General features: G+C 75.6%; 25 protein-coding genes. 15 read left to right on the top strand and 10 right to left on the bottom strand.

Annotation, left to right across the window (positions count from 1 at the left end):
- Positions 1-3: 3 nt before the first annotated feature.
- The 3 genes from FBY24_RS01050 to FBY24_RS01040 form a co-directional block, all read right to left on the bottom strand.
- A complete protein-coding gene (locus tag FBY24_RS01050; protein ID WP_142157319.1) occupies positions 4-636 on the bottom strand; it encodes a VIT1/CCC1 transporter family protein in 633 nt (210 codons plus the stop codon).
- Positions 637-775: 139 nt separating this feature from the next.
- Positions 776-3,334 carry an RNA helicase gene (locus FBY24_RS01045; protein ID WP_255432146.1) on the bottom strand — a complete coding sequence of 853 codons (2,559 nt, stop codon included), beginning with the start codon at positions 3,332-3,334 and terminating at the stop codon, positions 776-778.
- Positions 3,331-4,140 (bottom strand): aminoglycoside 3'-phosphotransferase, encoded by an 810-nt coding sequence (locus tag FBY24_RS01040; RefSeq protein WP_255432145.1) that lies wholly within the window; start codon positions 4,138-4,140, stop codon positions 3,331-3,333. The genes FBY24_RS01045 and FBY24_RS01040 overlap by 4 nt, the downstream gene beginning before the upstream one ends.
- 101 nt (positions 4,141-4,241) lie before the next feature.
- On the opposite strand from FBY24_RS01040, the gene FBY24_RS01035 reads away from it, so the two are divergent.
- The 3 genes from FBY24_RS01035 (at position 4,242) to FBY24_RS01025 (ending at position 7,207) form a co-directional block, all read left to right on the top strand.
- Positions 4,242-5,939, top strand: coding sequence for an AMP-binding protein (locus FBY24_RS01035; protein WP_370510956.1), 1,698 nt, complete (start codon positions 4,242-4,244; stop codon positions 5,937-5,939).
- A gap of 90 nt (positions 5,940-6,029) precedes the next feature.
- On the top strand, positions 6,030-6,461 hold the full coding sequence (gene rnhA, locus FBY24_RS01030) for a ribonuclease HI (protein WP_140460283.1): 432 nt from the start codon (positions 6,030-6,032) through the stop codon (positions 6,459-6,461).
- Positions 6,458-7,207, top strand: a complete 750-nt coding sequence (locus tag FBY24_RS01025; RefSeq protein WP_255432144.1) for an alpha/beta hydrolase — start codon at positions 6,458-6,460, stop codon at positions 7,205-7,207. Before rnhA ends, FBY24_RS01025 begins: the two co-directional genes overlap by 4 nt.
- Here FBY24_RS01025 and FBY24_RS01020 read toward each other — a convergent pair.
- Positions 7,185-8,078 (bottom strand): 3-methyladenine DNA glycosylase, encoded by an 894-nt coding sequence (locus FBY24_RS01020; protein ID WP_142157312.1) that lies wholly within the window; start codon positions 8,076-8,078, stop codon positions 7,185-7,187. The two genes, FBY24_RS01025 and FBY24_RS01020, sit on opposite strands and share 23 nt — an antisense overlap.
- Before the next feature lie 140 nt (positions 8,079-8,218).
- On the opposite strand from FBY24_RS01020, the gene FBY24_RS01015 reads away from it, so the two are divergent.
- Positions 8,219-8,863, top strand: a complete 645-nt coding sequence (locus FBY24_RS01015) for a pyridoxal 5'-phosphate synthase (protein WP_255432143.1) — start codon at positions 8,219-8,221, stop codon at positions 8,861-8,863.
- Between the two features lie 107 nt (positions 8,864-8,970).
- Here the strand turns inward: FBY24_RS01015 and FBY24_RS01010 are convergent, their stop codons facing one another.
- Positions 8,971-10,104 carry a heparan-alpha-glucosaminide N-acetyltransferase domain-containing protein gene (locus tag FBY24_RS01010; RefSeq protein WP_174243457.1) on the bottom strand — a complete coding sequence of 378 codons (1,134 nt, stop codon included), beginning with the start codon at positions 10,102-10,104 and terminating at the stop codon, positions 8,971-8,973.
- Between the two features lie 127 nt (positions 10,105-10,231).
- Here FBY24_RS01010 and FBY24_RS01005 point away from each other — a divergent pair, with 127 nt between their 5' ends.
- The 8 genes from FBY24_RS01005 to FBY24_RS00970 all read left to right on the top strand — a co-directional run bounded on the left by FBY24_RS01005 (position 10,232) and on the right by FBY24_RS00970 (position 17,089).
- Positions 10,232-11,047: a methyltransferase domain-containing protein gene (locus FBY24_RS01005; RefSeq protein ID WP_142157308.1), complete on the top strand. Its 816-nt coding sequence runs from the start codon at positions 10,232-10,234 to the stop codon at positions 11,045-11,047.
- 70 nt (positions 11,048-11,117) lie between these two features.
- Positions 11,118-11,393, top strand: a complete 276-nt coding sequence (locus FBY24_RS01000; RefSeq protein ID WP_142157306.1) for a hypothetical protein — start codon at positions 11,118-11,120, stop codon at positions 11,391-11,393.
- A 29-nt stretch (positions 11,394-11,422) separates the two neighbouring features.
- Positions 11,423-12,208, top strand: coding sequence for a fumarylacetoacetate hydrolase family protein (locus tag FBY24_RS00995; protein WP_142157304.1), 786 nt, complete (start codon positions 11,423-11,425; stop codon positions 12,206-12,208).
- A gap of 73 nt (positions 12,209-12,281) precedes the next feature.
- The gene (locus FBY24_RS00990; RefSeq protein WP_142157302.1) at positions 12,282-13,745 is read left to right on the top strand and encodes a sodium:alanine symporter family protein; all 1,464 of its coding nucleotides are present in this window, start codon (positions 12,282-12,284) and stop codon (positions 13,743-13,745) included.
- A gap of 34 nt (positions 13,746-13,779) precedes the next feature.
- Positions 13,780-15,288 (top strand): glutamate--tRNA ligase, encoded by a 1,509-nt coding sequence (gene gltX / locus FBY24_RS00985; RefSeq protein WP_142157300.1) that lies wholly within the window; start codon positions 13,780-13,782, stop codon positions 15,286-15,288.
- Positions 15,285-16,037 carry an HAD family hydrolase gene (locus FBY24_RS00980; protein ID WP_142157298.1) on the top strand — a complete coding sequence of 251 codons (753 nt, stop codon included), beginning with the start codon at positions 15,285-15,287 and terminating at the stop codon, positions 16,035-16,037. Before gltX ends, FBY24_RS00980 begins: the two co-directional genes overlap by 4 nt.
- A gap of 110 nt (positions 16,038-16,147) precedes the next feature.
- The gene (locus tag FBY24_RS00975; RefSeq protein ID WP_142157296.1) at positions 16,148-16,582 is read left to right on the top strand and encodes a hypothetical protein; all 435 of its coding nucleotides are present in this window, start codon (positions 16,148-16,150) and stop codon (positions 16,580-16,582) included.
- A 60-nt stretch (positions 16,583-16,642) separates the two neighbouring features.
- Positions 16,643-17,089 (top strand): hypothetical protein, encoded by a 447-nt coding sequence (locus FBY24_RS00970; protein WP_142157294.1) that lies wholly within the window; start codon positions 16,643-16,645, stop codon positions 17,087-17,089.
- A gap of 33 nt (positions 17,090-17,122) precedes the next feature.
- Here the strand turns inward: FBY24_RS00970 and hisN are convergent, their stop codons facing one another.
- From hisN to FBY24_RS00950, 4 genes are all read right to left on the bottom strand, one after another.
- On the bottom strand, positions 17,123-17,917 hold the full coding sequence (hisN, locus tag FBY24_RS00965) for a histidinol-phosphatase (RefSeq protein ID WP_142157292.1): 795 nt from the start codon (positions 17,915-17,917) through the stop codon (positions 17,123-17,125).
- 91 nt (positions 17,918-18,008) lie between these two features.
- Positions 18,009-19,073 carry a ribosome small subunit-dependent GTPase A gene (gene rsgA, locus FBY24_RS00960; protein WP_142157289.1) on the bottom strand — a complete coding sequence of 355 codons (1,065 nt, stop codon included), beginning with the start codon at positions 19,071-19,073 and terminating at the stop codon, positions 18,009-18,011.
- Positions 19,073-20,383 (bottom strand): 3-phosphoshikimate 1-carboxyvinyltransferase, encoded by a 1,311-nt coding sequence (gene aroA, locus FBY24_RS00955; RefSeq protein WP_142157287.1) that lies wholly within the window; start codon positions 20,381-20,383, stop codon positions 19,073-19,075. The genes rsgA and aroA overlap by 1 nt, the downstream gene beginning before the upstream one ends.
- A 28-nt stretch (positions 20,384-20,411) precedes the next feature.
- A complete protein-coding gene (locus FBY24_RS00950; RefSeq protein ID WP_142157285.1) occupies positions 20,412-20,948 on the bottom strand; it encodes a DoxX family membrane protein in 537 nt (178 codons plus the stop codon).
- A gap of 125 nt (positions 20,949-21,073) precedes the next feature.
- Between FBY24_RS00950 and FBY24_RS00945 the strand changes: the two genes are divergently transcribed.
- Positions 21,074-21,913: a sigma-70 family RNA polymerase sigma factor gene (locus FBY24_RS00945; protein WP_370510955.1), complete on the top strand. Its 840-nt coding sequence runs from the start codon at positions 21,074-21,076 to the stop codon at positions 21,911-21,913.
- A complete protein-coding gene (gene rsrA, locus FBY24_RS00940) occupies positions 21,910-22,227 on the top strand; it encodes a mycothiol system anti-sigma-R factor (protein WP_142157283.1) in 318 nt (105 codons plus the stop codon). The genes FBY24_RS00945 and rsrA overlap by 4 nt, the downstream gene beginning before the upstream one ends.
- 94 nt (positions 22,228-22,321) lie before the next feature.
- Here the strand turns inward: rsrA and FBY24_RS19715 are convergent, their stop codons facing one another.
- Complete coding sequence (locus tag FBY24_RS19715) at positions 22,322-22,396, bottom strand: 50S ribosomal protein bL37 (RefSeq protein ID WP_099052597.1); 75 nt, start codon at positions 22,394-22,396, stop codon at positions 22,322-22,324.
- 164 nt (positions 22,397-22,560) lie between these two features.
- Here FBY24_RS19715 and FBY24_RS00935 point away from each other — a divergent pair, with 164 nt between their 5' ends.
- Positions 22,561-23,649, top strand: a complete 1,089-nt coding sequence (locus FBY24_RS00935; RefSeq protein WP_222117188.1) for a type IV pilus twitching motility protein PilT — start codon at positions 22,561-22,563, stop codon at positions 23,647-23,649.
- Positions 23,650-23,678: the final 29 nt, after the last annotated feature.

The following is a 23,678-nucleotide window of genomic DNA, read 5'->3' as shown; positions in this document are numbered from 1 at the left end:
GCGTCAGACCGCCGTGCCCACGAGCGTCCCGATGCCGTAGGTCACGGCCATCGCGACGGAGCCGCCGAGGACGTTGCGGGTGACCGCGCGGCGGTGCGAGGCGCCGGTGAAGCGTGCCGAGGCCCAGCCGGTGAGGACGAGCGCGACGAGCACGGCGGCGAAGGTCACCGGCACGCGCCAGGCCACGGCCCAGGGCGCGAGCACGACGAGGAGCGGCACGAGGCCTCCCGCGGTGAACGCCAGAAGCGAGGCGAGGGCGGCGTGCCAGGGGTTGGTGAACGCCTCCTCGGAGTCGGCGCCGCCGATGGGGCGCCCGGCCGCGGCGGCGACACGTTCGGCGTCGCGCTGGCTGCTGACGGACACGTACTCGCCCGCGGCCATCGACAGCGCACCGGCCAGCAGGGCCGCGCCACCGGCCAGGCCGATCGTGGCGGTCGACGCGGCGGCGCCGGCCACGCCGACGACCGTCGCGGCGATGGAGACGATGCCGTCGTTGGCGCCGAGGACGCCCGCGCGCAGCCAGTTGAGGCGCTGCGCGGCGTGGTGGGGGGCCGGGTGGGCGTCGTCGGCGCGTGCCGACGACCCCGGGGCGGGGGTGCCGAGGGGGGTGCGCAGGTGCTCGCCGATCGTCGTCATACGGCCACGGTAGGCCCGTGCTGACGATCTGTCATCGAAGCAAAGCCTGCCCTGACCTGCGACGATGCAGGTTTGCCTCACCTCACCGGGGGTCGCCAGCGGGCGCGCGGGGCGCCCGCAGGCAGGGTCGGCGGGCCCGTCAGAGGGCGCCGACGGCGACGACGCTCAGCCGGATCTCGCCGGCCTCGTCCGACGCGGCCAGGTCCACGACGGCGTCGATCCGCCAGTCGTGGTCGCCGGCCGGGTCGTCGAGGACCTGCCGCACGTGCCACACCCGCGCCGCGTCGTCGGCGCGCACCTGGAACAGGGCGGGCCCGCGGGCCGCGGGGCCGGTGAGGACCTCGTCGTGGTCGTCCCAGTAGGGGTCGATCGCGTCGGCCCAGCGGTCGGCGTCCCAGGGGGAGCCGTCGGCGTCGACGTCGCCGAGCGCGGCCAGGGCGCCCCACCGCTCGCGCGCGACCAGCTCGACGCGCCGGAACATCGCCCCCCGCACCAGCGAGCGCAGCACCCGCGGGTCCGCCGTGACGGGCGGCGGCGGCACGTCGTCGGCGTTCTCCACGGCCGGCTCGTCCTCGGGGTGGGCGAGCCGCTCCCACTCGTCGAGCAGGCTCGAGTCCGTGCGCCGCACGAGGTCGCCCAGCCAGGCCACGACCTCCTCGAGCTCCTCGCTGCGCCGGTCCTCCGGGACGGTGCGCCGCAGCGCCCGGTACGCGTCCGCGAGGTAGCGCAGCAGGACGCCCTCGGTGCGGTCCAGCGAGTACAGCTGGACGTACTCGGCGAACGTGGCCGCACGCTCGTGCATCTCGCGGACCACGGACTTCGGCGACAGGACGAGGTCCGCGACCCACGGGTTGCTCGTCCGGTACGCCGTGAACGCCGCCTCGAGCAGCTCGGCCAGCGGCCGCGGGTACGTGACACCCTCGAGCAGCGCCATGCGCTCCTCGTACTCGACGCCCTCGGCCTTCATCGCCGCGACGGCCTCGCCGCGCGCCTTGTTCTCCTGCGCCGCCAGCACCTGGCGGGGGTCGTCGAGCGTGGCCTCCAGCACCGAGACCACGTCGTGCGCGTACCCCGGGTCCAGCGGGTCGAGCAGGTCCAGCGCGGCGTAGGCGAACGGCGACAGGGCCTGGTCGAGCGCGAAGTTCGCCGGCAGGTCCGCCACCAGGCGCACCGTGCGGCGCCGGCCGCGCGGTGCGGACGGGTCGTCGACCCAGGCGCGCTCGACGACGCCGCCGGCCCGCAGCGACCGGTACACGTCCAGCGCGCGCCGCACGTGCCGGCCCCGCGCGCCCTCGGGCTCGTGGTTGTCGGTCAGCAGGTGCGTCATCACGGCGACGGGGTCGGTGACGTCGTCCCGGCCGCGCTGGAGCACGTGCAGCACCATCGCGTGCGAGACGTGGAAGCTCGACGTCAGCGGCTCCGGCGGGGCGTCGCGCAGCCGCTCGAAGGTCTTGTCCGTCCAGTTCACGTGACCCGCGGGGGCCTGCTTGCGGACGATCTTCTTGAGCTTCTTCGGGTCGTCCCCGGCGCGGGCCAGGGCCTTGCGGTTCTCGATGACGTGCTCGGGGGCCATGACGACGACCTCGCCGACCGTGTCGTACCCCGCACGCCCGGCGCGCCCGGCGATCTGGTGGAACTCGCGCGCCGACAGGTGCCGCATGCGCTGCCCGTCGTACTTGACCAGCGAGGTCAGCACGACCGTGCGGATCGGCACGTTGATGCCGACCCCGAGGGTGTCCGTGCCGCAGACCACGGGTAGCAGCCCCTTCTGCGTCAGCCGCTCCACGACCCGCCGGTACTTGGGCAGCATGCCGGCATGGTGCACCCCGACGCCGTGGCGCAGCAGCCGCGAGAGCGTGCGCCCGAACCCGGGCCCGAAGCGGAACCCGCCGAGCTCGTCGGCGATCGCGTCGCGCTGCGCCCGGCTCGCGAGCGTCGTCGACAGCAGCGACTGCGCCCGCTCGACGGCCTCCTTCTGGGTGAAGTGCACGACGTACACCGGCGCCCGCTGCGTCTGCACCAGCTCGTCGAGCAGCTCGTGCAGGGGCTCGACCACGTAGGAGAACGTCAGCGGCACGGGCCGCTCGGCGTTCGCCACCACCGCGACCTCGCGCCCGGTGCGCCGGCGCAGGTCCTCCTCGAAGAAGGACACGTCGCCGAGCGTGGCCGACATCAGCAGCATCTGCGTGCGCGTCAGCTCCAGCAGCGGCACCTGCCACGCCCAGCCGCGCTGCGGGTCGGCGTAGTAGTGGAACTCGTCCATGACGACCAGGCCCACGTCCGCGTCCGGGCCGTCGCGCAGCGCCAGGTTCGCCAGGATCTCGGCCGTGCAGCACACGATCGGTGCCGACGCGTTCACCGCCGAGTCCCCGGTCATCATGCCGACGTTCTCGGACCCGAACACCTCGACGAGCGCGAAGAACTTCTCGCTCACGAGCGCCTTGATCGGTGCCGTGTAGAACGAGCGCCGGCCCTGCGCGAGCGCGACCGCGTGCGCGGCGACCCCCGCGAGGGACTTCCCCGACCCCGTCGGCGTCGACAGGATCACGTGCGAGCCCGTCGCGAGCTCGATCAGCGCCTCCTCCTGGTGGGGGTACAGCGCGAGCCCCTGGTCGCCGGCCCACGCCGTGAACTCCTCGACGAGCGCGTCGGGGTCTTCGCCGGACGGCAGCCGTCCGGTGAGCGTCCCGCCGCTCACGACGCGTCCCACAGGAGGCGGTAGTAGGCGATGCGGACCGGGTCGGGGTCGACGCCGTAGCCGGCGTAGACGTGCTCGTCGTGGCCCGGGCCGTAGTTCCAGTTCGCGCTCCAGCCGGCGACGGCCAGGTCGGCCCAGCGGTCGGCCACGCCGAGGGTCCCGAGGTCGACGTGGCCGGTGACGGTCCCGTCGTCGTCCAGCAGCGTGTTGGGCGCGCACGGGTCGCCCTGGCAGACCACGAGGACGTCGGGCGCGGGCGGTGCGGCCAGGCGGGCGCGCGCGTCGTCGGCGGACAGGTGCTGGTGCTCGGCCGACCAGGACGTGGGGGAGTCGCCCGCGTCGAGGTGCTCGGCCGCGCGGCGGGTGCGCTCGTGCACGGACCAGGCCCAGGGGCACAGGTCGACCGGGAGGGCGTCGTGCAGCGCACGCAGGCCGCGCCCGACGGCGGTCGCGGCCTCGACGGGGCGGGAGTCGCGCCACGCCGGGTCGACGGCGCTGCGGCCGGGCAGCGCGGCGGTGACGAGCCACGAGCCCTCGCCGTCCCGCCCGAGGTCGAGGACCTCGGGGACCGACGTCCAGCCGCGGGACCAGGTCAGGCGGGCCGCCTCGGCCGCCAGGTCGAGCTCCGCGGCGTCGGCCGGGACCCACTTGACGAAGCGGTGCGCGTCGAGCCGGAACGTCAGGCCGCCCCGTGCGTTGACCCAGACGGCCACGGGGTCGGTGCCCGGGGCCAGGGCGCGCACGGCGTCCGGGACCGTCACGGGCGCCGTCGGGGCGTGGGCGAGCGGGACGGTCGGCGGGGGCACCGGACGATCCTGCCACGCGGGCTCCCACGGGCCACGGTTCACCCGCGGCACGCACAGGCTACGGACACGTAACCTACGCATCCGTAAGTTACGCTGGAGCGGTGACGATCACCCCGGACGCCCCGGTCCCCGCGGCCTGGCCCCACGGCGTCCCCCGCGAGGTCGACGTGCCCGACGAGCCGCTCGGCGCGACCCTCGAGCGGACGGTGCGCGAGCACCCCGCGCGCGTCGCCGTCGACTTCCTCGGCCGCACCACCACCTGGGCGCAGATCGGCGACCAGGTCTCCCGCGGCGCCGCGGTGCTGCGCGACCTCGGGGTGGGCCCCGGCGACCGCGTCGCGCTCGTCCTGCCCAACTGCACCACCCATCTCGTCGCGTTCTGGGCGGTGCTGCGCCTCGGCGCCGTCGTCGTCGAGCACAACCCCACCTACACCGCCGACGAGCTCGAGCACCAGCTCGCCGACAGCGGTGCGACCGTCGCCGTCGTCTGGGAGCAGGCCGTGCCGCGCGTGCTCGCCGGGCGGGCCCGCACCGCGCTGCGGCACGTCGTCGCCGTCGACCTGAGCGCCGACCTGCCCACCGTGTCGCGGCTCGCGCTCGGCCTGCCCGTGCCGACCGCGCGGCGCACCCGTGCCGCCATGCGCGGCGCCGTCCCGGCGGGTGTGCCCCACTGGCACCGGCTGCTGCGCCGGGCGCGCCCGCTGCCCGAGGACGTCGCCCGGCCTGCCGGCGCCGACGTCGCGCTCATCCAGTACACCGGCGGCACCACCGGCACCCCCAAGGGCGCGGTCCTGACGCACCGGAACCTCCTCGCCAACGCCCTGCAGGGCCAGGCGTGGACGCAGGCCGAGCCCGGCACCGAGGTCGTCTACGCGGTCCTGCCGTTCTTCCACGCGTTCGGCCTGACGCTGTGCCTGACGTACGCCACCCGCATCGGCGCGACCCTCGTGGTCCTGCCGAGCTTCGACCCCGCGCGCGTGCTCGCCGCCCAGCGCCGCCGCCCCGGCACGTTCCTGCCCGCGGTGCCGCCCATGCTCGACCGCCTGGCGGCCGCCGCCGAGGAGTCCGGTGCCGACCTCACGTCGTTCCGGTACGCGATCAGCGGGGCCATGGCCCTGCCGCGCGCCACGGCCGAGCGCTGGGAGAAGGTCACGGGCGGGATCGTCGCCGAGGGGTACGGGATGACCGAGACGTCGCCCGTCGCGCTCGGCAACCCCCTGAGCCGCGACCGGCGCCCCGGCTCGCTCGGCCTGCCGTTCCCGTCCACCCGCATCCGCGTCGTCGACCAGGAGGACCCGACCCGCGACGTGGCGCCGGGGGAGCGCGGCGAGCTGCTGATCGCCGGCCCGCAGGTGTTCGCCGGCTACTGGGACCGGCCCGAGGAGACCGCCCACCAGCTCCTCGACGGCGGCTGGCTGCGCACCGGCGACGTCGTGCAGGTCGAGGACGACGGGTTCGTCGTCCTGCTCGACCGCATGAAGGAGATGATCGTCACCGGCGGGTTCAAGGTGTACCCGTCGCAGGTCGAGGACCACCTGCGCACCATGCCCGGCGTGCGCGACGTCGCCGTGGTCGGCGAGCCCGCCGGCGACATGGGCGAGCGCGTCGTCGCCGCCGTCGTCCTCGACGAGGGCGCCTCCGGGATCGACCTGGCCGCCGTGCGCGCGTGGTGCGAGACCCGGCTGGCCCGCTACGCCGTGCCGCGCCGGCTCGTCGTGCTGCCCGACCTGCCGCGCTCGCAGGTCGGCAAGGTCCTGCGCCGCGTCGTCCGCGACGAGGTCGTCGCCCACGCCGCCTGACGGCCGCGCACCCGGTCCGCTCCCCGCGGGCCGTACGGTGTGCGCGTGAGCACGCACGACGACACGCACGAGGACCGGCCGCAGGTCGAGATGTGGACCGACGGGGCCTGCAAGGGCAACCCCGGGGTCGGGGGATGGGGCGCGTGGATGCGCGCCGCCGGGCGGGAGCGCGAGCTCTTCGGCGGCGAACCCGTCACCACGAACAACCGCATGGAGCTGACGGCCGTCATCGAGGGGCTGCGTGCGCTCACGCGCCCGTGCGACGTCCGGCTCCACGTCGACTCCACCTACGTCATGAACGGGCTGACGAAGTGGATCCACGGCTGGAAGCGCAACGGCTGGCTGACCGGTGACAAGAAGCCGGTGAAGAACAAGGAGCTGTGGCAGGCCCTCGACGCCGAGGTGGCCCGGCACGCGGTCACGTGGGTCTGGGTCAAGGGGCACGCGGGCGACCCCGGCAACGAGCGGGCCGACCAGCTCGCCAACAAGGGCGTCGACGCCGTCCGCGCGGGGACGCTGTGACCGCCGCGCCGCCCGCCGTGCCCGACGGACGGGTCACCGTCGTCCCCGCGGCCGGCCCCGACCGCGGTCCGCGCCCGCTCGTCCTGGTCCTGCCGGGCGGCGGGTACCGGATGACGGCCGACCACGAGGCGGAGCCCGTCGCGCGGTGGCTCGCCGGCCTCGGCGTGCACGCCGTCGTGCTGCGCTACCCCGTCGCCCCCGAGGGGTCGACCGAGCCGCTGCACCCCGCCCCTCTCGACGCCGCGCGCGCCGCGGTCCGCTGGGTCCGCTCCGGCGGCACCGGCCTGGCGGTCGACCCCGCCCGCGTGGGAGTCCTCGGCTTCTCCGCCGGCGGGCACCTGGCCGCGACCCTGTCGACCGTGGGCGAGGAGGACGCCGACGCCCGACCCGACGCCACGGTGCTGTGCTACCCGGTCGTCTCGCTCGAGGCCGAGGCGCACGAGGGGTCGGTCGAGGCCCTGCTCGGTCCCGCCGCCGACGCCGCGTCGCGGTCCGCCCTCTCGGCCGACCGTCGCGTCACCGGGTCCACGCCCCCCGCGTTCGTGTGGCACACCGGTGACGACGACGCCGTCCCCGTCTCGAACGCCGTCCGCTACGCGCAGGCGCTGTGGCTCGCGGGCGTCTCGGCCGAGCTGCACGTGTACCCCACCGGGCGGCACGGCCTCGGCCTGGCCGACGACGCCCCCCACGTCGCCACCTGGACCACGGCGTGCGCGGAGTGGCTCACCGGGCTCGGCTGGCGCTGACCGTCGCGACGGCGGACAGGAGCCGGGTGCGCACGGCCTGGGACTCGGCGGCGAACGCGCGCTGGGCCGCGACGTACTCGGCCTTGCCGTCGGGGGTGTCGATCTCGACGGGGGGCAGGCCGTACGCGGTGCAGTCGTACGGCGACGCCCGCATGTCGAGAACCCGGATGCGCCGGGCGAGGTCGAACGCGTCCAGCAGCAGCTCGCCCGGGATCAGCGGCCCGAGCTTGAGGGCCCACTTGTACAGGTCCATGTTCGCGTGCAGGCACCCCGGCTGCTCGAGGGCGGGCTGGGTCGCGCGCGTCGGCTGGAGCGTGTTGCGGGGGGCTGCGGCCGGGGTGAAGAAGCGGAACGCGTCGATGTGCGTGCAGCGGATCCGGTGCGCCTCGACGACCGCGTCCGTGCCGTCCTGCCCCAGGCGCAGGGGCAGCGGGTGCCGGTGCTCGCCCTGCCGGTAGACCATCGCCCACTCGTGCAGCCCGAAGCACCCCGTCGCCGCGGGGCGCGCGGCGGTGCGGGACACGAGGTCGGCGACGAAGCGCACCCCCTCGCCGCGGTCGGCGAGGAACGCCTCGACGTCCAGGCCGACCGTGCCGTCGTCGTGCGTCCGGTACCAGCGCCACCCGGCGTGCGGCGCCGGGCCGTCCGGCCCGGGGGCCAGCCGCACGCCCGCACCGGGGTGCCAGCGGCGCAGCTGCGCCGGCCGGGTCGGGTAGTACTCGTAGAGGAAGTCCTCGATCGCGTGCCGCTCGTGGCGGGACCGGCGCTCGCGGTGCCCGGCCGTGAAGGCGTCCGCGCGTGCGGCGTGGGCGTCGGCCAGGGGCCGCCAGGCGTCGGGGTCCAGGACCGTGGGTGCGGCGTCCGTGGGCACGGCGCCTGACGATGTCGCGCCTGTCCCTGCTGCGCCCGCCGGTGCTGCGCCGGGCGGGCTCGTCGGTGCGGGGGCGGTCACCGGACCAGGGTAGGTCGGTCCGTCTCGCCGGGGCGCCGCCGGTGCGGCAGGGTGGCGTCGTGCGTCACGAGCTGCGGTCCCTGCCGGCCCTCACGGGCCACGCCCCCGAGTTCGACCCCGAGGCGGTGCCGGCCGACCCGTACGACCTCTTCGCGGACTGGTTCGCCCACGCGCGCGACGCCGGGGTGCCCGAGCCGCACGCGGTGACGCTGGCGACCGCGGACGCGCGCGGGCGGCCGTCGTCCCGGGTGCTGGTGCTCAAGGACGTCGGGCCGGACGGGTTCGCGTTCGCGACCGACGAGCGCAGCGGCAAGGCGGCCGACCTGGCGGTCAACCCGCAGGCGGCGCTGACGTTCTGGTGGCAGCCGGTGGTCCGGCAGGTCCGGGTCGAGGGGGTGGCGCGCTACCTCGGCGACGAGGCGTCCGCCGCCGACTACCTGGCGCGCTCACCCGCGTCGCGGGCGGCCGCGCTGGGCGTGCGCCCGGGGGAGCGGCTCGGTTCCGTGCGGCAGATGCGCGACGCGATGGCGGCCGCCCGCGAGCGCGTCGACGCCGATCCCGGCCTGGTGCTGCGGCAGTGGCAGGCGTGGCGCGTCGAGCCGGACCGCCTGGAGTTCTGGCAGGGCTCGCGGGACCGGGCCCACGTCCGCGTCGTCTACACCCGCACCCAGGGCGACTGGTCCCACACGCTCACCTGGCCCTGACCCGCCACCCACCCCACGCCGCGCGCCCGCGCGTGCCCCGCCGACCCGGACCCCGCCGATCCCGTCGTCGACGACGCACCCCGCCCGTTCCGCGCGACGGATCACGGTCACGGCGTGGCGGGCCGGTGCTCCCGACCCTCGCCGACCCCGTCATCGGTGGCGTCGGCGGGTTCCGGCGCGTCACCGACCACCGGGTCGGCGGAGGGGGCGCGGAGGGTGCGGGGCGGGAGAGGGTCGGGGGCCGTGTCGGCGGCGCGGGTCGAGACGGTGTGCAGGAGGGCCTCGAGGGGGCCGCGGCCCACCAGGGCGTGCCACGCCCAGCATGCGGCGACCGTGACCACGCAGAAGGCGGCCCACGTGGACGGCGTCGGTGCGTAGACGAGGTCGGTCCCGAGCGCGGCGAGGACGACGAGGTGGCCGCAGTACGCGGTGAGGGCCAGCGCGCCGGTCGCCGTCACCGGCGCCAGGGCCCGGGGCCAGCGCACCCCGACGGCCAGGCAGGCGGCGACCACGAGCAGGGCGGTGCCGGTGTTGCCGACCACCTCGAAGGTCGTCGAGGAGTGCGGCTCGGCGGTGACGAGGGCAGGCGGCAGGCCGAGCGGGCGGACCGCCCACGCCCCGCCGTGCCCGAGGAGCACGAGCGCGGCGCCCGAGCCCGCGAGCAGGAGGTGGGTGCGTCCCGCCCGCAGGTCGCTGCGCCCTACCGCGACGCCCACGAGCACGTACGCCATCCACACCACGGCCGGGTAGTAGTCGTTGAGCAGCACGGCGACGGGGTCGAGCGGCTCGGCGTCGGTGACGGCCACGCCGGCGAGCAGGAGGCGGACGACCGGGCCGAGCAGCGCGAACACGGCGGCGACCGCCAGCAGGGCGCGCCGGGGCCAGCGCAGCACGAGGGTGCCGGCGGCGAAGAGTCCGCCGTACACGGCGAGGATGACGACGACGGGTGTGCCGAGCCGCACGAGCAGGGCGCCGAGCACGACGAGCAGGGCCGCGCGGACGAGGATGCGCAGCCGGGCCTGCACGAGCCGGGTGCCGCGGACCGGGTCGTCGCCGCCGGAGAGCAGGGCGAGCCCGACGCCCGCGAGCAGCACGAACAGCGCGGAGGGGCGCCCGTCGGCGAGCTGGCTCCACCCGCCCGGCGGTGCGGTGCGCCAGCCGTCGTCGGGGCCGACGTGGGCGGTCAGCATGCCGAGGATCGCCACACCGCGCGCGGTGTCCAGGCCCACGATGCGTCGCACCCGCCCACGGTAGGGTGCCGCGGCCGCGCGCGCCCGGAACCCGGCGCCGAGCACCGCACGTCCCAGGATGTGAGCGTCCGTGTTCCGCTGGCTGGGCAACGGGTCGCCCGCAGCCCTACAGTGCCCTGTGACCTCGCGATCCGACGTCTACACGCACGGGCACCACGAGAGCGTCCTGCGCTCGCACCGGTGGCGCACCGCCGAGAACTCCGCGGCCTACCTGCTGCCGCACCTGCGGCCCGGGCTGCGCCTGCTCGACGTGGGCTGCGGGCCGGGGACCGTGACCCTCGACCTCGCCGCGCGCCTCGACCCCGGCGAGGTCGTCGGCGTCGACGCGTCCCCGAGCGTGATCGAGGCCGCGGCCAAGGCCGCCGCCGACGCGGGCACCACCAACGTCACGTTCCTCGTCGGCGACGCCTACGCGCTCGACGTCCCCGACGACTCGTTCGACGTCGTGCACGCCCACCAGGTCCTGCAGCACCTGTCCGACCCCGTCGCCGCGCTGCGCGAGATGCGCCGCGTCACCCGCCCCGGCGGGATCGTCGCGGTGCGCGACGCCGACTACGACGGCATGGCCTGGTACCCCGCGTCGTCCGGCCTCGACGAGTGGCTGACCCTCTACCACGAGGTCACCCAGGCCAACCGGGCCGACGCCGACGCCGGGCGCAAGCTGCACTCCTGGGTCCGCGAGGCCGGGTTCGACCCCGCCGGCATCCAGCCCGGCGCGAGCGCCTGGTGCTACGCGACCCCGCACGACCGCGTCTGGTGGTCCGACCTGTGGGCCGACCGCTGCGTGCGGTCGAACTTCGCCGCCCAGGCCATCGAGCACGGTCTCGCCGACGAGGTCGGCCTCGAGCAGCTCGCCGACGCCTGGCACCAGTGGGGCACCCACGAGGACGCCTGGTTCTCGATCCTGCACGGCGAGGTCGTCGCCCGCGCCTGAGCCCGCGCCGCCCGGGCCTCCCGCACGGGCGCCCGCTCTGGCATCCTCGGCGCCGGGAGGGGGTGGTCGCGTGACGGCCAGGACGTGGTTCACGGTGGGGGCGGCGGCAGCGGGCGTCGTCGCGGTGGTGTTCGCGACGGTCGGCGACGGGGTCGCGGTCGACGACGCCACCGGGGTGCGCAAGGTCGTCGTCGACCACGCGCACACGCTCGTGTGGGTGCTCCTCGCGCTCGCGCTCGGCGCCGCCGCGGTCGCCGGCCGCTGGACGGGGCTGTCCCAGGTGCTCGCCGTCGCTGCCGGCGTGCTCTACGGGACCTTCCTGCTCAGCGTCTTCGTGCTGCGCTGAACCCCGCGCGCACCTCCTAGGGTGGGGGCGTGCGCATCGCCAGGTTCATCACCACAGGGTCCGACCCCCGCTACGCGCTCGTCGAGGGCGAGCCGGGCCACGAGGAGCTCGTCGTCATCACCGGCGACCCCATCTACACGCCCGTGCAGCCCACGGGCGAGCGGGTCCGCCTCGACCAGGACGGCCTGCGGCTGCTGGCCCCCGTCATCCCGCGGTCGAAGATCGTCGGCGTCGGCCGCAACTACGCCGCGCACGCCGCCGAGCACGGCAACGAGGTGCCCGCCCGCCCGCTGCTGTTCCTCAAGCCCAACACCTCGGTGATCGGCCCGGACGACCCGATCGTGCTCCCCGAGTGGACCGAGCACGTCGAGCACGAGGCCGAGCTCGCCGTCGTCATCGGCAAGGTCACCAAGGACGTCTCCGTCGAGCGCGCGCTCGACCACGTCTTCGGCTTCACCGTCGCCAACGACGTCACGGCCCGCGACATCCAGCGGTCCGACGACCAGTGGACCCGTGCCAAGGGCTTCGACACGTCCTGCCCGCTCGGCCCCTGGGTCGTGCCCGGCCTCGACGTCGTCGACCTCGCCGTCACCGCCCGCGTCAACGGCGAGCCCCGTCAGGACGGCCGCACGTCGCAGATGGTCTTCGACGCCGCCTACCTCGTCTCGTACGTGTCCGAGGTGTTCACCCTCCTGCCGGGCGACGTGATCCTCACCGGCACGCCCGCGGGCGTGGGCCGCATCGAGCACCGCGACGTCGTCGAGGTCGAGGTCGAGGACATCGGGGTGCTGCGCAACCCCGTCGTGCGGCGCTGACCGCGCGTCCCCGCTGGTCGCCCCGCCGCGACGCCCCTAGTCTCCTCGGACAGGCGTCACGGGGGGTGGCCGCATGGACCTGCAGGTCGGGATCGACTGGCTGACGAACGCGCTGTACACGTACTGGCTCGTCTACCTGCTCGTCGGCGTGGGGCTGTGGTTCACGCTGCGCACCGGGTTCGTGCAGGTGCGGCTGTTCCCCGCGATGCTCCGGCAGGTGGCCTCGTCGCGCGAGGACGCCGCGGGCGGCATCTCCTCGTTCCAGGCGTTCACGGTCGGCCTGGCCTCGCGCGTCGGCACCGGCAACATCGCCGGGGTCGCCGTGGCCCTGACCCTCGGCGGGCCCGGCGCGATCTTCTGGATGTGGGTCGTCGCGGCCGTCGGCATGGCCACGGCCTTCGTCGAGGCCACCCTCGCGCAGGTGTTCAAGGTCCGCGTCGCCGACGGCACCTACCGCGGCGGGCCCGCGTACTACATCGAGCGCGGCCTCGGCTCGCGCCGCTGGGGCGCGGTCTTCGCCGTGCTGCTCATCCTCACCTTCGGCTTCGCCTTCAACATGGTCCAGGCCAACACCATCGCCGACACCTTCGCCGCCGGTCACGGCGTACCCGTCGCGTGGACCGCCGTGGGCCTCGTGGTCCTCGCCGCCCCCGTGCTCTTCGGCGGCGTGCGGCGGGTCGCCCGTGTCGCCGAGGTCGTCCTGCCCGTCATGGCCGCCGCGTACCTGCTGCTCGCCCTCGTGGTCGTCGTGCTCAACCTCGGGGCGGTGCCCGACATCGTCGGGCAGATCCTGCGGGGCGCGTTCGGGCTCGACAGCGCGCTGGCGGGTACCGCGGGCGGACTGCTCGCGGCGGTGCTCAACGGCGCCAAGCGCGGCCTGTTCTCCAACGAGGCCGGCATGGGGTCGGCACCCAACGCGGCCGCCACCGCGACCGTCAGCCACCCGGCCAAGCAGGGGCTCATCCAGTCCCTCGGCGTCTTCGTCGACACGATGCTGGTGTGCTCGGCGACCGCGTTCCTCATCCTGCTGGCCGGGCCCGAGGTGTACTCCCCGGGCGAGACCGACCAGTCCGCGGGTGCCGCACTGACCGCGCAGGCCGTGGCGCACGAGCTCGGCGGGTGGACCACCGCGCCCATGAGCGCCCTGGTCTTCGCGTTCGCGTTCTCCTCCGTGCTGGGCAACTACTCGTACGCGGAGGTGAACCTCACGTTCCTCGGCGTGCGCGGCCGGGCGCTGAACGCGCTGCGCACCCTCGTGCTCGCGTCCGTCGGCGTCGGCTCCCTGCTCGCGCTCACCACGGTGTGGGCCCTGGCCGACATCGCGATGGCGCTCATGGCCACCGTGAACCTCGTGGCGATCCTGCTGCTGTCGCGGTGGGCGCTCGGCGTGCTCGCCGACCTGCGGGCCGCCCGGGCCGCGGGGACCGATGCCCGCTTCGTCGGCCACGGCAACCCGCACCTGCCCGGCGACGTGCCCGGGGACGTCTGGGCGGCCGGCGCCCGTGACGGCCAGGAGCCGGTGCGCTCGCTAGGCTGACCGCGTCCGTCCCCGTCCCACCCCGAGGTGTCCTGTGCCCGCCAGCAGTCCCGTCCGCGTCCGCTTCTGCCCCTCGCCGACGGGGACGCCGCACGTCGGGCTCATCCGCACGGCGCTGTTCAACTGGGCCTACGCCCGGCACGTGGGCGGCACCTTCGTGTTCCGCATCGAGGACACCGACGCGGCCCGCGACTCGCAGGAGAGCTACGACCAGCTCCTCGACGCGCTGCGCTGGCTCGGCCTGGACTGGGACGAGGGCGTCGAGGTCGGCGGCCCCCACGAGCCGTACCGGCAGTCGCAGCGCGGCGCGCTGTACGCCGACGTCGTGGCACGCCTCGTCGCCGGCGGGCACGTGTACGAGTCGTTCTCGACGCCGGAGGAGATCGAGGCCCGGCACAAGGCCGCCGGTCGCGACCCCAAGCTCGGGTACGACGGGTTCGACCGCGACCTGACCGACGAGCAGAGGGCCGCGTACCGCGCCGAGGGCCGCGAGCCCGTGCTGCGCCTGCGCATGCCCGACGAGGACGTGTCGTTCACCGACCTCGTGCGCGGCGAGGTCACGTTCAAGGCCGGATCGGTGCCCGACTACGTGGTGGTGCGCGCCAACGGCCAGCCCCTGTACACGCTGGTCAACCCCGTCGACGACGCGCTCATGCAGATCACGCACGTGCTGCGCGGCGAGGACCTGCTCTCGTCCACCCCGCGCCAGGTGGTGCTGTACCGCGCGCTGGTCGACATCGGCGTGGCGACGGCGGTGCCGCAGTTCGGGCACCTGCCGTACGTCATGGGCGAGGGCAACAAGAAGCTCTCCAAGCGGGACCCCGAGTCGAACCTCTTCCTGCACCGCGACCGCGGCTTCACCCCCGAGGGCCTGCTCAACTACCTCGCCCTGCTCGGCTGGTCGATCGCCCCGGACCGCGACGTGTTCACCGTCGAGGAGATGGTCGGGGCGTTCGACGTGGCCGACGTCAACCCGAACCCCGCCCGGTTCGACCAGAAGAAGGCCGAGGCGATCAACGCCGCGCACGTGCGCCTGCTCGCGCCCGCCGACTTCCGCGACCGCCTCGTGCCGTACCTGCACGCCGCGGGCCTCGTGCCGGCCGCGACGTTCGCGGGGCTGCCCGCCGACCAGCAGGCGCTGCTCGACGCGGCGGCGCCGCTCGTGCAGGAGCGCATGACGCTGCTCGGCGAGTCGGTCGGCATGCTCGGGTTCCTCTTCGTCGCCGACGACGCCGTCGAGGTCGCCGAGGACGCCCGCGCCGCCCTGCGCGAGGAGGCGCCCCGGGTGCTCGACGCCGCCGCCCGCGTGCTCGGCGAGCTGCCGGCCGACGCGTTCACGACCGAGGCCACGCAGAACGTCCTGGCCGCCGCGCTCGTCGACGGGGACACCGGTCTGGGCATCAAGCCCCGGTTCGCGTACACGCCGCTGCGGGTCGCGCTCACGGGCCGCCGGGTCTCGCCGCCGCTGTTCGAGTCGATGGAGCTTCTCGGCAAGGACGCGACCCTCGCCCGCATCGCCCGGCTCCGCGCGGACCTGGCGTGACCGGCGCATCCGTCGACGGGGTCCTGTTCGACATCGACGACACCCTCGTCGACACGCGGGCGGCCTTCGCCGTCGCCATCGGTCAGGTGCTGCGCACGTACGTGCCCGGTGCCGACGAGGCGACCGTCGCCCGGGCCCTGGCGGCGTGGCGGGCGGACGCCGGTGGGCACTACCGGGCGTACACCCGCGGCGAGACGACGTACCGCGCGCAGCGCATGACCCGCGCCAACGAGCTGCACGCCGCGTTCGGCGGGCCCGTGCTCGACGACGACGCCTACGACGTGTGGGACGAGGTCTTCGAGGCTGGGTTCGTGGGCGCGTGGACCGCGCACCCCGACGCGCACGACGCCCTGCGGCGGGTGATCGGCGCCGGTCTCGTGGTGGGCTCGCTGACGAACGCGGCGACGGACTACCAGACGAGCAAGCTCGTCCGCGCGGGCCTGGACCAGCACCTCGAGGTGCTGGTGGGCGTCGACACCCTGGGCATCGGCAAGCCCGACCCGCGGGTGTTCGTCGAGGCGTGCCGCCGGCTGGGCACCGACCCGGCCCGCACCGCGTACGTGGGCGACGAGCTCGACGTGGACGCGCGCGCCGCGGCCGCGGCGGGGCTCGTCGGGGTCTGGGTCGACCGGCCCGGGCCGCGGCGCGTGCCCGTCACCGACGCGGACGTCGCCGCCGCGCGGGCCGCGGGCGTGCACGTCGTGACGTCCCTCGACGAGCTCCCCGAGGTGCTCGGCCTGCCCGGCTGAGCGGCGCGGCGTCGGCCGGCCCCGGGGCGCGTGCAAGGCCCGGCGGTCCCACGACACAGACGGGGCAGCAGGGTGGCGCCACCGTCGTCGCCCGCCACCGGGAGGCCCGCATGGACGTCCGAGACCGGAACCGCGCCACGCTGCTCGCCGCCGGCGTCGTGGCCGTCGCGGCGTGGAGCGCCTTCGTGCGGGCGGCAGCGGGCGCGGCCCGGCACCCGGCCGTCGGCTGGGCGACGAGCGTGGACGTGCGCCTCGACGACGCCTGGCCCGACCGCTCCGCGCTGACCGTGGACGTCGAGTGGCCGGCGGGCAGCGGTGCGAGCGTCACGCCGGGGCACGCGCCCGGGCCGCGGTGGCAGGGCGTCGCGGCCGTGGTGCCCGGGGGCGGGGTGACCGTGGTCGTCCGCCGCGGGGGCGCGGTCGTGCACCGCGTCCCGCTGGTGCTGCGTCCGCACGCCGCCGGGACGGCCGCGGGGCGCGCCGTCGTGGGACCGACGTGCGCCCGGGCGACGGTCGCCGTACCGGCCGGCCTCGTGCCCGCCTGAGCCGCGCGCCCGCCCGGCGCCGGACGGCCGCTGTCGGTGGGGCAGGGCAGGATGCGCGCCATGGGAGTGCTGTGCGACTACTTCGTGGCCCCGTCCGACGCCGACGCCGTGGCGACGCTCGACCGTGCCGGGGGTCCGGGCCGGCCCGGCGCGGACGGCGGGCCGGCGTGGCCGACGTTCGAGGCGAAGGGCGTCGACCCGTTCGTCACGGCAGGGACGCTCGAGCAGATCGTCCGGGGGCTCGACGAGGAGGTCGACGACCCGGACCCGCTGGCGACGACGGACGGCGGCGAGGGCATGGTCGTCCCCGTCTCGCCGCGTCTCGTGGTCGCCCTGGCCGCGGCCGACGAGGCCGCGCTGCGCGACGCCGCGCAGGCCTGGTCCTGCACCGAGGAGCTCGCGGCGTGGACGGCCGACGACCTGCTGCCGGTCGTGCGCGGCCTGGCGGACCTCGCCCGGCAGGCCCGGCAGACGCGCGCGGGGATGTACTGCTGGGTCAGCGTCTGACGGTGCCGGCGGGCGCCGGGCGCGGCGACGACGTCAGCGGCGCCCGACGAGCGCCTGCACCTCGTCGTGCAGGAGGCCGTTGGTGACGAGCGCGTCGCCGCCGTGCGGGCCGGGTGTGCCGTCCAGGGACGTGAACCGCCCGCCGGCCTCCACCACGACCGGCACGAGCGCGGCCATGTCGTAGAGCTCGAGCTCGGGCTCGGTGGCGATGTCGACGGCGCCCTCGGCGAGCAGCATGTACGACCAGAAGTCCCCGTACGCCCGGGTGCGCCACACGCGCCGGGTCAGGCCGACGAACGCGTCGAGGCGCCCACGCTCGTCCCAGCCGGACAGGCTCGAGTACGACAGCGACGCGTCCTCCAGGCGGGCGACGGACGACACGTGCAGCCGCGTCGCCGCGGACAGCGAACGTCCGGTCCAGGCGCCGGAGCCCTGCGCCGCCCACCAGCGCCTGCCCAGCGCGGGGGCGCTGACCACGCCGAGCACGACGTCGGGGCCGTCCATCAGGGCGATGAGCGTGGCCCACACGGGCACGCCCCGCACGAAGTTCTTGGTGCCGTCGATCGGGTCGATCACCCAGCGGCGACGTCCGTGCCCGGTGTCGTCGCCCTCCTCGCCGTGCACGGCGTCGCGCGACCGCGCCCGGGCGAGCTGGCCGCGGATGAAGTCCTCGGCGGCCCGGTCGGCGTCCGTGACGGGGCTCAGGTCGGGCTTGGTGTCCACGCGCAGGTCCAGCGCGCGGAAGCGCGACATGGTCAGGGCGTCGACCTGGTCGGCGATCACGAGCGCCAGCCGCAGGTCGTCGTCGTACCCGGTGTGCAGGGCCATCTCGCTCCTCGTCGCCGTCGTCGCAGGTCACCGTACCGGTGCGGGCAGGCCCGGGGCCGTGGTGGCGCGCAGGCCGGGACGCGCGCCGCGGTCAGCGGGGCCGGTCGGGCGCGTCCGCGTCGGTGGTGCCGAGCCGGCTGAGCAGGAGGCGACGGAACGAGGTGAGCCGTGCGGCCCGTGCGGCGCGCGTCTCGTCGTCGGCGGCGGCCTCCACCCACTCGTCGAGCGCGCAGTCCGGCGACCCCTCCAGGTGCGTGCAGCCGCGGGGGCACTCCTCGGCCACGGCGGCCAGGTCGGCGAACGCGTGCAGCAGGTGCGCGGGGTCGACGTGCGCGAGGCCGAAGGAGCGCACGCCCGGGGTGTCGACGACCCACGTCGGCTCGCGCGTGCCGGGGACCTCCAGGGCCACGGCTGACGTCGAGGTGTGCCGGCCGCGGCCGGTGACGTCGTTGACCCGCCCGATGGCCCGGCGCGCGTCCGGGACCAGGGCGTTGACGAGCGTGGACTTGCCGACGCCCGAGTGCCCCACGAGCACCGAGATCTCGCCGTCGAGCCGGTCGCGCAGCACGTCGAGGCCGACGATCGCGCCGTCGTCGCCGCGGCGGGTCACGACGACCTCCACCCCGATGGGCGCGTACATCGCGGTGAGCTCGTCGGCGGACGCCAGGTCGGCCTTCGTCAGGGCGAGGACGACGTCCATGCGGGCGTCGTACGCCGCGGCGACGCACCGGTCGATCATGCGGGTGCGCGGCTCGGGGTCGGCCAGCGCGGTGACCACCACGAGGGTGTCGGCGTTGGCGACGATGACACGCTCGACGGGGTCGGTGTCGTCGGCGGTGCGGCGCAGCACGGTGCGCCGGTCGCCGATCCGCACGATGCGCGCGAGCGAGCCGTCGTCGCCGCTGGTGTCGCCGACGACGTCGACGCGGTCGCCGGGCACGACCCGCTGGCGCCCCAGCTCGCGGGCCTTCATGGCCAGCACCCGCGTCTCGTCGGGGCCGCCGGGGTCGACGAGGACGGTGTACCGCCCGCGGTCGACGGCCACGACCATCGCGGTGCGCGCGTCGGCGTGCTCGGGCCGCTGCTTGGTGCGCGGCCGCGAGCCCTTGCCGGGGCGGATGCGGACGTCGCGCTCGTCGAAGGCCCGTGCGGGCATCAGGCGTCGGCCCCCGCGCGGACGGCGCCCGGCGTGAGCATCGCGGCCCACAGGTCGACGAAGCCCGGCAGCGTCTTGGCCGTGGTCGCGACGTCCTCGACCTGCACCCCGGGCACCCGCAGACCCACGAGCGCCCCGGCGGTGGCCATGCGGTGGTCCGCGTACGAGTGCCACGTGCCCGCGCGCAGCGGCCGCGGGGTGATGACGAGCCCGTCGGAGGTCTGCTCGGCCTGCCCGCCGAGCCGGGTGATCTCGGCCGAGAGGGCGGCCAGACGGTCCGTCTCGTGCCCCCGCAGGTGCGCGATCCCGCGCAGCCGGGTCGGCGAGCCCGCGTGCACGGCCAGGGCGGCGAGCGTCGGGGCGAGCTCGCCGGCGGCACGCAGGTCGAGGTCGACGCCGTGCACCTGACCGGTGCCGGAGACCGCGAGCACGTCGCCCTCGAGGCTCACCGACGCCCCGAAGCGCTCGAGGATGCCGGGCAGCAGGCCGCCCGGCTGGGTGGTGCTCGCCGGCCAGCCGGGCACCCGGACGGTGCCGCCGGCGATGATCGCGGCGCACAGGAACGGTGCCGCGTTCGACAGGTCCGGCTCGACCCGCAGGTCCCGCGCCGCGACGGGGCCGGGCTCGACGCGCCAGATCTCGGGCCGCGAGTCGTCGACCGTCACGCCCGCCGCACGCAGCACCGCGACGGTCATCTCGATGTGCGGCAGGCTCGGCAGCGTCGCACCGGTGTGCCGCACCGTCAGCCCGTGCTCGAACCGCGACGCCGCGAGCAGCAGCCCGGACACGAACTGGCTCGACCCCGACGCGTCGACGTCGACGTGCCCCCCGGCGACCGACCCGCGCCCGTGCACCGTGAACGGCAGCCGCCCCGGCTCGCCGTCCTCGTCGACGCGCACGCCGAGCCCGCGCAGCGCCTCGAGCACCGGCCCCATGGGGCGCAGCCGCGCCTGCGGGTCGCCGTCGAACCGCACCGGGCCGTCCGCCAGCGCGGCGACGGCGGGCAGGAACCGCATCACGGTGCCCGCGAGGCCGCACGCGACGTCGACGTCTCCCCGGACCGGGCCGGGCGTGACGACCCAGTCGGCGCCGTCCTCGTCGACCCGGGAGCCCAGGGCCCGCAGCGCGTCCGCCATCAGGCTGGTGTCGCGCGAGCGCAGGACCCCGCGCAGCCGGCTCGGGCCGTCGCCGAGGGCCGCGAGGACCAGGTAGCGGTTCGACAGCGACTTCGAGCCGGGCACCTCCACCAGCGCGTCGAGCGGGCCGTCGGCGAGCGGCGCCGACCAGGTGGGGGTGCTCGGGGTCGTCATGCGCCCAGGCTAGCGAGGCCGTGCGCGCTCACGCCGTGGCGTCCGCGCGGGCCTGGGCGAGGCGCGCGCGGTCGGCACGCGCGTGCTGGAGGCGCCACGAGACGCCGGGGCGCCCCTCGAGGTCGATGCCGGCGAGCAGCGCACCGCCGGTGAACGCCACGGCGCGCACGAACCGCTCGGTGCGCTCCTGACGGGCCTGCGGCGTCAGGGTGCGCCGCCCGCCGACCGGCAGGTCGACGAGCGCGAGGGGCAGCGTCAGCCCCGCGAGCGCCAGCGCGGCCGTCCGCGGCGCGCGGCCCACCGCGAGCATCGCGGCCGCGACGACGACCGCGGCGCCGTGCGCCTGCACGGCCGTGGCCATCTGCGCGTCCGTCAGGCGGCCCTCGAGCACGTCGGCGACGGGCCCGCCCACGCCGGTGCGGGCCTGGGCGGGCACGCGGTCCGCGACGGCGGCCACGCCCTCGCGCGCGCGGCGGGCGTGCGCGGCCGGGTGGCGCAGGGCGTCGAGCCCCTGGGTGAGGAACCACGAGGCGAACAACGGACGGGCGACGCGGCGCAGCAGCACGAGAACCTCCTCGACGTCCCGGACCAGGACCGGGCACGGTGATCGCCTCCACGCTAGTGCGGCCCGGCGCGGACGGCTGGTCGGGCGCGGGAATGCGGCACCGGCGCGTCCGTGTTGTGGCCCCCATGAGCTGTGCCGTGGCGACCCGGGACGACGCGACGACGTCCGTCGTCCCCACCCCCGACCCTGCCGTCCTCGTGGCGGCGCCCCTGCGCGTGCCCGTGACCCGCATCGACGTGTCTGCCGCCGCCGTGCCGGTGGGCCTCGGTGCCGCACCCAGGGCGTCCGCAGGTGGCTCTCAGGTGAGCGGTCTAGGCTCGTGGGCGATGAGCGAGGACCTGCCCACGGGCACCACGAGGGCTCCGGAGTCGGAGGACGACGCCGCGCGCACCGACAGGTTCGAGGCCGAGGCGCTGGTCTACCTCGACCAGCTGTACGGCGCCGCGCTGCGGATGACCCGGAACCCGGCCGACGCCGAGGACCTCGTCCAGGAGGCCTTCACCAAGGCGTTCGCGGCGTTCCACCAGTACCGACCGGGCACGAACCTCAAGGCGTGGCTGTACCGGATCCTGACGAACACCTACATCAACACCTACCGCAAGAAGCAGCGCGAGCCGCAGCAGTCGCGGTCGGAGGAGATCGAGGACTGGCAGCTGGCGCGGGCGGAGTCGCACACGTCGCGCGGCCTGCGCTCGGCGGAGGCCGAGGCCCTGGACCACCTGCCGGACTCGGACGTGAAGGACGCGCTGCAGCGCATCGGCGAGGACTTCCGCATCGCGGTGTACCTCGCCGACGTCGAGGGCTTCGCCTACAAGGAGATCGCGGAGATCATGGGGACGCCGATCGGGACGGTGATGTCCCGTCTGCACCGCGGACGTGCACAGCTGCGCGAGCTGCTGTCGGACTACGCGCGCGAGCGCGGCCTCGTGGCCGCCGCGCCGACGGGGCCGGAGGCCGGGCGGTGAGCGCGCCGGGGGAGGGGCACGGGGAGCAGCAGCAGGCCGCCGACCCGTGCGGTGCGGGCCTGCCCTGCGACGAGGCCGTGGCGCGGCTGTGGGAGTACGTGGACTCCGAGCTCGAGGTGCTGGACCGTCAACGCGTCGAGGAGCACCTCGCCGAGTGCACGCCGTGCCTGCACGAGGAGCAGCTCGAGGTCGTCATGAAGGCCCTGGTGCGGCGCTGCTGCGAGAAGGAGCAGGCGCCTGCCGGGCTGCGGCTGCGCATCCACGAGCAGATCACCGTGATGCGCCTGCAGGTCGTGCCGACCGACGAGGTCTGAGGGCGGCGCCGCAGCACCCGTCCGGCGTGACGGACGACGAAGGGCCCCGGAGCGTGCTCCGGGGCCCTTCGTGACGGGTGCTGCGCGCCGACGCTCAGGCGTTGGGGCGCTTGCCGTGGTTGGCAGCGTTGCCCTTGCGGGAACGACGCTTGCGGCCGCGCTTGCTCATGAGATCGATCTCCTCGTTCATCTGGTGCGCACGCGCGAGACGTCGACGCACCGGGTTCTCGCCGACCATCGTCCCACAGGTCAGGGCCGCCGTTCGCACACCCGGCGCCCGCCGGGGCCCCGCACCGCTCAAGTCGGGGGCACCGGCGGCCGATGTCTGTGGTCGTGAGCGAGCCGATCCAGTCCGTCGTCCCCTTCCTGCACGCGCTCGTGAGCACGCACGGGTCCGACCTGCACTGCAAGGTCGGCTCGGCGCCCCGGGTGCGGGTCGACGGCCGCCTGCGCCGCCTCCAGTCGCCCGACCTGTCGCCCGACGACACGGCGCGCATGCTCGAGGAGGTCCTGCCCCACGACCTCGTGGACACGTTCCGCGAGACCAAGGAGGCGGACTTCGCCTACTCGCTGCCCGGCGTCGGCCGCTTCCGCGTGAACGCCTACCAGGCGCGCGGGACGTACGGGCTGGTGTTCCGGCGGGTCTCGGTCGGTGCCCAGTCGATGACCGAGCTCGGCCTGCCCGAGGTGGTCGGCGAGCTCGCGCTCGAGCCGCGCGGCCTCGTGCTCGTCACCGGGCCCACGGGCTCGGGCAAGACCACCACGCTCGCGTCGATGGTCGACCTCATCAACACGTACCGCGAGGTCAACATCGTCACGATCGAGGACCCCATCGAGATCCTGCACAAGGACAAGAAGGCGATCGTCTCCCAGCGCGAGGTCCGACAGGACACCGCGGACTTCACCGTGGCCCTGCGCGCGGCGATGCGCCAGGACCCGGACGTGATCCTCGTGGGCGAGATGCGCGACGTCGAGACGGTCCGCGCGGCCCTGTCCGCGGCCGAGACCGGGCACCTGGTCCTGTCGACGCTGCACACGATCGACGCGGCCGAGACCATCAACCGCATCGTCGACTTCTTCCCCCCGCACGAGCAGAAGCAGGTGCGGATCGCCCTCGCGCAGTCCCTGCGCGGCATCGTGTCGCAGCGCCTGGTGCGCCGCGCCGACGGCAACGGGCGCTGCTCCGCGGTCGAGGTCATGGTCAACACGGGCCGGACCGCCGAGGCGATCGTCGAGCCGCAGGAGAACCCGCCGCTGGTGGACCTCATCCGCGACGGCGACTTCTACAAGATGCAGACCTTCGACCAGCACCTGTTCGGGCTCGTGCGCGACGACGTCATCACCTACGACGACGCGCTCGCGGCCGCGTCGAACCCGCACGACCTGACGGTGGAGCTGCGCGGGGCGGGCCTCGTCGCCTGAGCCTCTGCCCACGCCGCCGTCTCGTACGC

The sequence above is a fragment of the Cellulomonas sp. SLBN-39 genome (assembly GCF_006715865.1).
Classification (GTDB): Bacteria; Actinomycetota; Actinomycetes; order Actinomycetales; family Cellulomonadaceae; genus Cellulomonas.
This window is presented reverse-complemented; position numbering and strand designations above follow the sequence as displayed.